Consider the following 4434-nt stretch of genomic DNA (forward strand, 5'->3'; position numbering starts at 1 on the left):
TGTCCACCGAGCTCAAGGATGCAGCGCTGCAGATTATTCGCGGCCAGTGTGGCCAGCTGTTTCCCAACAGCGGTCGACCCCGTGAACGTCAAGACTTTGACAATTGGCGAACTGAGCAGATGCCGTGATATATGCACAGGAACACCGAACACCAGGTTGACCACGCCTTCTGGTATCCCTGCTTGACGCAAAGATTCCACGATATGGACAGCCACACTTGGCGTCTCCTCGGCCCCTTTGAGGATCACCGGGCAGCCTGCCGCCAGCGCGGGGGCGAGCTTGCGGGCGATAAGAACGGCCGGATAGTTCCATGGCGTAAATGCAGCGACGACACCGAGCGGCTCGGGGGCTATCATCCTGTTCGAGCCCAACGGAATCGGGGCCGACAACTCATCGGCATGCCGGCCATTCCATTCCAGCGTTTCGACTGCGCGCGCGTATTCTCCTGTCGCTTCGGCAATCGTCTTTCCCTGTTCGGACGACAGGTCCCTGGCTGCGGCGCCAGCTTTCTCTGCCAGAATGCTGGCGGCAGAGACGAGGATCTCGCCACGCTCTTTGGCGGGTCGTGAGGACCACGCCTTGCGGCTGCGTTCTGCCGAGGCAAGAGCTTCATCCAAGTCTGAAACCGTAGCCGAGGCCACTGAGGCAAATACCTTCTCCGTCGCCGGGTTGATCACCGGCAAAGTGGCTCGGCTACCACCGGCTCGCCATTTGCCATTAATGAAGAGCTCGTAGCTCTTGGCGTCGGACATCACGGGCTCCACTTGACTGAATTCTTGCATACGAGCGCAGTTTCGATATCGAAACTGCTGAACTCGCTTGAGCCAGTTTCATCGCGATGGTCGCGGCGGGTCAAATATCGAATATTGCCGAAATCCATCTGGAATCCAGATCGGGCTGGTCCTTATGGCCGCAAAAGATCATGCCCAGCTTTACAGGTTAGTTTGTCAGGTCGCCTCAGGCGCCACCGCCGCCCAGTCCCGGATTTCAATCAATTTTCTGGCGACCTTCGGAATGAGCTTGCAGACCGCAGAAACGGCCGCAGAACGCTCATCTTTGGGATTTACAGCGAGCACCACGGACCGAGTAATCACCGGATCGACGATCTTGACAGTCCGGACCAGCCCTTGGGAGGCTTCTTTCTGAACCGCAGACGGGGCGAGAATAGAATGCGCTTTTCCCTCTACGACCATGTTGATGATCGTTGAGAGGGAGTCCACTTCAAACCTGACGTCCAGCGCGCAACCGTGTTGTGCGACGACATCAGCCACCGAACGCCTGACATTGTTGTTGCGCATGGGAACCGCCAGGGGGAATTCATGCAGGTCGACCAGCGATATCGCATCTTCAAACGGTGGCTCGCCGGACGGAACCACCAGACAAAGGTCTTCGCGCGCTAGCACCGTCATTCGCCCCACACTGTCTGCTGTGCGGTACAGAACCGCCAGATTGAAGCGTCCAGCCGCCATCCATTCCTCTAGCGGTCCCGTCATACCCTCGACCATCTTGAGGGACACCTTGGGCAGTTCGTGTCTCACCGCCTCAAGCAGCGGACCGCTCAGGACGCGAGCAGCTCCAGACGGAATCCCAATAGTCACCTCCCCGGCAGGGGAAGCGGCTGTGTTGGTCAATTCCACCTCGGTAAGTCGAATTTCTTTGAGAATTGCCCGCGCCCGCTCGAGCAGTTTGGCTCCTGACGCCGTCACGCTCACGCCGGTTCTGTCGCGTATCAGCAGCTGAGTGCCGAAGCCTTCCTCCAATTGGCGTACATGCAGACTCAGCGCACTCTGGGCGACATTCAGAAAGCCAGCGGCCTTCGTGAAACTGCCTGCTTCGACCACGCCGACGAAGTATCTTAACTGCCTGATTTCCACGGGTACTCTTCCGAGGGCGGACTGCAATTGACGTAATCTATCTTAAAATGTGATGGCACGACAGCAATAATTGTGCCGAGCTGCTGACGCTTGCTGTCGTCGTCCCAGTCTTGTTGATCAACCCGCTGAGGACTCAAACGGCCAACTCGGCGCCCGGATCCGTCGCGATGATTTCTCGGGCCCTTCGAATAACCGGTGGATCGACCATCTTTCCGTCCAATGCGAACGCGCCTCTGCCTTGCGCCGTCGCATCTTTTTCCGCCGCGAGGACACGACGGGCCCACTCGAGTTCCTGTGGGCTTGGTGAGAAAGCCTCATTGAATATGGCAACCTGATTTGGATGGATCGCCAAAGCCCCGGTAAAGCCAAGCCGCCGCGCATGGGCCGCGGCCTCACGAAGTCTATCATTGTCTGAGAACTCGCTGATACTTCCTATGAAACCAAGCGGTAGCAAGCCAGCGGCGCGAGCGGCAAACAGAACAGAAAGGTTCGGTGTCAAAAGAAGGTCGAGTTCCGGGGCACCGCCAACGGAGGCACTGAAGTCTTCAGGACCCAGCGCCATTGCAACCATCCTGGGATGGGCCGACGCAATGGCTGAGAGACTTTGTAATGCTGCCGGGGTCTCGATCAAGGCAAGGAACCGGATTCGACCCACCGCAAGATTTCTTTCTCGTTCAAGTTCCGATACCGCATTTGCGATCTCTATTACCCACGCTGCCGAATCCGTCTTCGGAAGGACAAGTGCATCAACACCCGCTACTACGGCTGCATCGAGATCGGCCGCCAAGGCACGCAAACCGCGATTCACGCGAACTAAAACATAAGCGCCCCTGCGGCCCACCTTTGCCACGGATGCAGAAAGCTGGCGCCGTGACTCACCTTTTTGATCCTGGGGAACGGAGTCCTCAAGGTCGAGTATGACGCCATCTGCCCCGCGCTCATGAGCCGCCTCCACAAAGCGCGGAACATGAGCGGGAACAAAGAGCAGAGATCTCCAGCGGGGAACAGACATCGGGCTTTCAACGGCCTGAACGGCGTCATTCATGAAGTCGCCTCTGCGGTCGATTCTAGCGTGGGCGCTGTCAGTGAGTTTGCTGGGCGGCCGTGGCACCCAGAGGGGCCAGGACTAGGCATGCACTCTGTGAATCGCGATCGCGCTTCCTTCCCGACAACAGGCACGCTCATGCTGACGCGGCTCTTGCGCGCAAACCTGCTCGAACCTCCTCGCGGACAGCCTCCGTATGCGCACCAAGGCCCGGAACTGGGCGCAGCGAGGGGCGCTCAGAGTTGAAGATCGCCGCCGGGGCGATCGTCTCTACTGTTCCTTCAGGTGTGCCAATCTCAACCCTGCGAACGTGTGGATGCTTTGAAATGTCCGCCACTTCGTTCAGTCGCCCATATGCCAAACCGGCCGCCTCAAGCTCCTGCATCGCTTCGTGGCAGGACAGCTCGGAAAACCGCAGCTCAATTATCTCATCAAGTTGAGGACGGTGGCCGAGGCGCTCCATGTTGTCGGCGAAACCAAGTGCACGCGTGAGCTCAGGCCGCTTCAGGAATTTCTCGCAGAAATTCACCCATTCCCGGTCATTCTGCACGGAAAAGATGACGTCCTTGCCATCGGCGCAGCGATAGGCGCCATAAGGCGCCAGCGAGGGGTGTTTCACGCCCGCGCGTACCGTGTGGTAGCTGCTGTAGTCGTGTTGCAGGACCGGCACGTTCATCCAATCGGCGACGGCATCGAACAGGGACACCTGAATGCTAGCCCCTTCGCCAGTGACCTCGCGATGATACAGCGCCTGAAGTATGGCGCTATGTGCCGTCATGCCTGCCGAGATGTCGCAAACCGACACACCCACACGGGCGGGTCCCTGTTGCGTCCCGGTGATCGCACACAGACCGGTTTCGGCTTGGACGATGAGATCATAGGCCTTGAGGTGAGAAAATGGCCCCCCCTCCCCAAATCCCGAAATGTCGCAGGTGATTAGCCGCGGAAAACGGCGACGCAGATCCGCAGATCCGAAGCCGAGTTTTTCGATGCTGCCTGGCTTCAGATTCTGGATAAAGACGTCAGCAGCAGCAACAAGCGTGTCCAGCACAGCACGGTCCGCCTCCAACCTCAAATCCAAGCATACTGACTCCTTACCCCGGTTGAGCCAAACGAAATAGGCGCTTTGCCCCCGCACCAACTTATCGTATTTCCGGGCAAAGTCTCCCTCAGGCCTCTCAACCTTGATCACCCGGGCGCCTGCATCGGCAAGACGAGACGATGCATACGGTGCAGCAACGGCCTGCTCCACAGCTACGACAGTGATCCCCTCAAGAGAGTTCTGCATGCAACACCGCGCTCTTCATCCAACATTTTCGTTTTGAGCCCGACGACGATTCAGCATCGCAAGCAACCGATTCTGTTCATTGCCCACGATCGAGAATGCCTCGTCGACTCCCATTCCAGGCTTCGCAAGCATCATGTCTGCCTGGGTCGCCATCGATATGTGGACGGAAGCCTGGGCAGAGAGATCTGTCTCGGTACAGCTTCCTCCAACGTACGCGCCTACCTTGT

At 58.2% G+C, this 4434-nt stretch carries 4 protein-coding genes and 1 pseudogene; all 5 read right to left on the reverse strand.

Annotation, left to right across the window (positions count from 1 at the left end):
• Positions 1–752 (reverse strand): aldehyde dehydrogenase family protein (locus EOB49_RS33025; RefSeq protein WP_127383425.1); only part of this gene is annotated, 752 nt, incomplete at its 3' end.
• 195 nt (positions 753–947) lie between these two features.
• Entirely contained in the window at positions 948–1874 is a 927-nt protein-coding gene (locus tag EOB49_RS33030; RefSeq protein ID WP_126080670.1) for a LysR family transcriptional regulator, read from the reverse strand.
• A 133-nt stretch (positions 1875–2007) separates the two neighbouring features.
• Positions 2008–2919 (reverse strand): CoA ester lyase, encoded by a 912-nt coding sequence (locus EOB49_RS33035; protein ID WP_126080669.1) that lies wholly within the window; start codon positions 2917–2919, stop codon positions 2008–2010.
• 136 nt (positions 2920–3055) lie between these two features.
• Positions 3056–4207, reverse strand: coding sequence for a CaiB/BaiF CoA-transferase family protein (locus tag EOB49_RS33040; protein WP_126080668.1), 1152 nt, complete (start codon positions 4205–4207; stop codon positions 3056–3058).
• A gap of 15 nt (positions 4208–4222) precedes the next feature.
• Positions 4223–4434, reverse strand: a pseudogene (locus EOB49_RS33045) (methylaspartate ammonia-lyase); the annotation flags it as partial.

It is taken from the genome of Mesorhizobium sp. M7A.F.Ca.MR.148.00.0.0, assembly GCF_003997735.1.
In the GTDB taxonomy this organism is placed as follows: Bacteria; Pseudomonadota; Alphaproteobacteria; order Rhizobiales; family Rhizobiaceae; genus Mesorhizobium.

Coding starts and splice junctions, on each gene's coding strand:
- EOB49_RS33035 (WP_126080669.1), bottom strand. CDS start 2,919: ATGAATGACGCCGTTCAGGCCGTTGAAAGCCCGATGTCTGTTCCCCGC.
- EOB49_RS33040 (WP_126080668.1), bottom strand. CDS start 4,207: ATGCAGAACTCTCTTGAGGGGATCACTGTCGTAGCTGTGGAGCAGGCC.